General features: G+C 51.7%; 4 protein-coding genes. 1 reads left to right on the top strand and 3 read right to left on the bottom strand.

Annotated features, from left to right (window positions below; genetic code table 11):
• Positions 1 to 198: 198 nt before the first annotated feature.
• On the top strand, positions 199 to 1,158 hold the full coding sequence (locus HRU10_15035) for an ROK family protein (GenBank protein ID NRA28547.1): 960 nt from the start codon (positions 199 to 201) through the stop codon (positions 1,156 to 1,158).
• Positions 1,159 to 1,161: 3 nt separating this feature from the next.
• Here HRU10_15035 and HRU10_15030 read toward each other — a convergent pair whose 3' ends face one another.
• From HRU10_15030 to HRU10_15020, 3 genes are all read right to left on the bottom strand, one after another.
• Positions 1,162 to 1,731 carry a helix-turn-helix domain-containing protein gene (locus tag HRU10_15030; protein ID NRA28546.1) on the bottom strand — a complete coding sequence of 190 codons (570 nt, stop codon included), beginning with the start codon at positions 1,729 to 1,731 and terminating at the stop codon, positions 1,162 to 1,164.
• A complete protein-coding gene (locus HRU10_15025) occupies positions 1,728 to 2,270 on the bottom strand; it encodes an NUDIX domain-containing protein (GenBank protein ID NRA28545.1) in 543 nt (180 codons plus the stop codon). Before HRU10_15025 ends, HRU10_15030 begins: the two co-directional genes overlap by 4 nt.
• A 103-nt stretch (positions 2,271 to 2,373) precedes the next feature.
• Positions 2,374 to 3,336 carry a GTP cyclohydrolase I FolE2 gene (locus HRU10_15020; protein ID NRA28544.1) on the bottom strand — a complete coding sequence of 321 codons (963 nt, stop codon included), beginning with the start codon at positions 3,334 to 3,336 and terminating at the stop codon, positions 2,374 to 2,376.
• Positions 3,337 to 4,138 lie beyond the last annotated feature (802 nt).

Genomic DNA, 4,138 nt, shown 5'->3' with positions numbered 1-4,138 from the left:
AGCAAAGAAGCCCGGCAGGAAGACATTTTTATTGTCAACACTGGACTGTCGACATGTTCATGCAAAATCCGGGCTAGAGCATCTGTCTTGAGAATCGTATTTAGAGCGCACACTGCCTGCCTGGTGTGCGCTCCATTTATGTTACAAGGATGACTTTGTGTTGATTTTGTCCGAGACGCCTCATTTAACACCGCCCACATGAATTTGAGACTTGGAGCGGATATTGGTGGAACAAACTCACGCGTGGGTGCGGTGAATGAAGGGGGAGAGGTGATCTGTCGCCGTTCTTTTGACACAGGATCTTGTGAGACTGGTGCCGATATGGCCGATGGTATTGCTCGCTGTGCCCGCGATGTGATTGAAGCAGTCGAGGTCGAGTCTGATAAAGGAGGTGTGACTTGGGCCGGTTTAGGCTTGGGTGCGCCGAGTGCTAATTTCTATACGGGAACGATCGAAGATTCACCCAATCTCAAATTCAAAGGTGTGACGCCGTTAGTGGCCCTACTGGAAGAGCGACTGGATCTTCCCAAAATACTGCTAACGAATGACGCCAATGCAGCGGCCTTGGGCGAACGGGTCTATGGAGCAGCAAAGGACGTCGACGATTTTCTGATGATTACACTCGGAACAGGTCTGGGCGGGGGTGTCTTCGTGGCCGGTAAATTAGTCTATGGGCATACGGGTTTTGCTGGAGAGCTTGGGCATATCACTTTGATCCCTGAAGGTCGGGTCTGCGGTTATGGGCGGAGGGGCAGTTTCGAGACCTATTGCTCAGCTCGTGGTATCGTGAGGACGTTTTTTGAGCTGAAGGCAGATCGGGCACTTGCTAGCTCGCTGGATAATGTTGCGGTGGGAGACATATCTTCTCGGGCAATTGCTGACGCAGCGAACGCGGGCGATGTATTATCTCAGCTCACCTACGAGAAAACCGGTGAATACCTAGGCAAAGGCCTCGCCACCTTGGTCTTGCCGACGAGTCCCGAAAAAATCTTTCTTTTTGGCGGGCCCGTGAAGGCGGGAGACTTATTGCTCAATCCCACACGAAAGGCCTTCGAGCAGCATATTATTTCGCAATTCGCCGGAAAGACCACCATCGAGCCCTCTGCGCTTGAAATGGGAGATGCGGCGATCCTGGGGGCGGCAGGCTTACTGGCCTAGAAATCAGCGCTTCTTACGCTTTTTCTTTTTCTGGGTTGGGCTTGTCCGGCCTTTAGCGTGTTTACTCGTTCTGCGGCGACTCGAGGGGCCGACGTGGCTAGCCGACGCTGACATCTTCTTGATCGTCTCTTGATTGATGCGCTCCATATCTTCAAGGGACGGGAGCCCGTCGTCATAGACGGGATCAAGGTCCTTTGGCACGACCTTCAATCCCGCCCGGGTAAAAAGCTCATGGGCCCTTTCCAAGTTGATGCGCTTTTGATGTAGGTGGACGACCGCCCGTTTTACGCTGTAGAGGTCCCAGGATGCATCGTCTAAGCCGAGGTCGCTTGGCTCGTGATCCATAAGCCAGGCGATCGCACGTTCTTTCTCTTCCGAAGTGAGTGTGTCGGATTCCTTGCGCCGTCCGCGACCGGGACTGTCGAGGAAGGAATCTCCGCGCGTTTTGTAGCGTTTGTAAGCCGCCGAGACTGCTTGGCGCGACAGACCCAGCTCACGCGCTATCTCCGCCTGTTTCGTGCCAGACTCGATTTTTTCGATAATGTAGCGCCGGCGTTTCTCGTCATCGTTCATGTGCAACCGGAGTCACGCAGTTGCCCATCGCGATAGCGAGCCCAGAGATGAGTAAACGACCAGGCGAAGTCGCGCGGACGTTCAGAGATCCATCGATTGAGATCTTCGGTTGAAATCCACTTTCCATCGATGATCTCCTCAGGGTCTAACTTGAACTCTCCAGAGTAGTCGGCGAGGTAAAGTTTTACGAACTCATTTCCAGTCTCTCGGCACGCGTGTTCATAATGACAGCACCGCATATTATCTGGAGCAATGATACCCAGTTCCTCCAACATTTCTCTGCGTATGGCTGTATCGTAGTTTTCACCGGCATCGACATGTCCCGAACAGGCACTGACCCAACGGCCGGGAGCCGTATCCTTGGTCCATGATCGTTGCTGGAGAAAGACCTCTCCTTTATGGTTGAATACGAAGGCGTGCACTGCGCGGTGGAGTAATCCGAGGGTATGGACTTCTTGGCGCGGAGCTTGAGCAACGACTTCGTCTTTCTCATTGACTACATCGAATAGCTCGGGGTCGCGTTGATGCGTTGAGGACATGACTGGGGTATTTTAATAACTAATAAAGAAGTATTCGGTCTTTGCTGGTGGGATCATACCCCAAACTTTGATCAAACGTGAGTGAACTTACCGGCCGTTTACACTAAACGACCAAAGTTGCAAACGCATCAAAGTCGCCCGTGTATCCTCCTTCGATGCCCTTGACCATGACAGCTATAGCATCGTGGGAATGCAAAGATTCTAGGTGAGAACAAGCGATACGGTAATCCAGGATCTCGTCTCGGCTTTCTAACTTCTCGGACAGTTGCCGTGCCGCATCTTCCACAAATTTTAAATGGGCACCATTGAGCTCTGCAAACGCTTGCTCGTCTTCCCGGCGCACTAAAACTTGCGTCTCGGTTTTCAAAGCAGAGAGGCAGAGCCGTTGAATGCTCTCTAGGCTTAAGTTTTCTCCAGGTGCGAGTTCGATCCAAACACGGGCCTTACTGCGTTGGGAATGGGGAACTGAATAGGCTGATCGTGTCAGCTCAGCGTGTTCAGCCAAGTCGGCGGAGCAGGGGCACGCTGAAGAGTAGACGAAATCAAATTCGATGCGTCGTCGAAACCTACTGTCTGCCTCGATGAGGCCCTCGAAAGCAGACTGGTAAAACTGGGTGCCTGTCATCCCGCTGCGCAGCGAATGCTGTTCGATCGGGTAATTGAAGGACAGCTTGAGTCTAGCCTGCTCGGCGTCCAACTCGGCACAATAATCGCGCAAAATAGGTTCCAGGGAATCTAAGGAAAACAGCTGATCCTTATGGTCGTAAAACGAACGTACGATACGTGACATATTGATGCCCTTTCGACCTCCGGGGCACGGGACAGATCCAAGGATAGACGCTTCGAGTGTGATCTCGGAGCCGCCGTGCCGCGCAAATCTGAGCGGGAGTCTAAAATTCGACACACCCACATGAGCGATGGGCGCATCGGCCTTCACAACCGCTGGACGCCCATTGTTCTGGGGGTCGGGAAGTGCGTCCCTGTATGCATCGTCAGTCGCAAAATGCGCATCATAAGTGCGATTCAGTGACGATGCTGGAGGCATTGGATGAGTATCGTTGGACATGAGAAACCCTTTAAGATGTCCAAGGCCGGGATGACATGCAAGATTCGAGGCGCATTTCAATCCGGCAGGGCCTATTAGCCAGATAATCCAACCCCGTCAGAGTCTCTGCAGAAAATCTATATCCTAGAAACGCCAAGCCCCAGCTTGGCCATGAGTGCCATCAGTAACTAGAATCTCCTCAAAGCTGCAAAGAACCAAAGTCTGCAAGTAGCCCAATTAGAGGCGGACACCTTCACATCAGGCTTCAATTGTCTTAAACCAACCTCACGAGTGTGGCCAGATCTACGGAAAACTGATTTTGAGCTCAGATTAGAAGCGTAGAGTGATGGCGACAGCCGTTGCTTGGCTTGAGCTTTGATCCGCACGAAGGCAATCGCTCTCGCGATCACCCTACTAAACATCAGTATGCCCCGCACCTCTGGTCACAGCCTGCTTCAGCGTCCCTGTAGAATCCAGGTATATACCATTTCTTCGGAGTTGTAGGCACACGGTCAAGGTTCTCTTCCGCATAGACCCGACACGCCTCATGTGTAGAATCGGTGGGACTTTGTTTCCTGCTGACAGCTTCTTTTAGAGACGCAATTCTAGCATCAGAAATAAAGACGCAGGAAAACGGTGTTCTCTTTGTTTTCATAGGTTGATCTTGGCCTCTGGCATTTAAGAGCGATGCAAAGAGGAAAAAGGGAATACATACAAGTGCGGACATCTTTCCTGTGAACATGGTTATGTTTTTTTCTGGAGCTAATCGTATATAGCAGCCTAGGTGTTGGCTATCTCAACTGGTTATTATAAGTTTCCTTCA

The organism is Opitutales bacterium (assembly GCA_013215165.1).
GTDB lineage: Bacteria > Verrucomicrobiota > Verrucomicrobiia > Opitutales > JABSRG01 > JABSRG01.
This window is presented reverse-complemented; position numbering and strand designations above follow the sequence as displayed.

Bases quoted from the DNA above. Each gene is read 5' to 3' on its own strand.
- HRU10_15025 (NRA28545.1), bottom strand. From the start codon at position 2,270: ATGTCCTCAACGCATCAACGCGACCCCGAGCTATTCGATGTAGTCAAT.
- HRU10_15020 (NRA28544.1), bottom strand. From the start codon at position 3,336: ATGTCCAACGATACTCATCCAATGCCTCCAGCATCGTCACTGAATCGC.
- HRU10_15030 (NRA28546.1), bottom strand. From the start codon at position 1,731: ATGAACGATGACGAGAAACGCCGGCGCTACATTATCGAAAAAATCGAG.
- HRU10_15035 (NRA28547.1), top strand. From the start codon at position 199: ATGAATTTGAGACTTGGAGCGGATATTGGTGGAACAAACTCACGCGTG.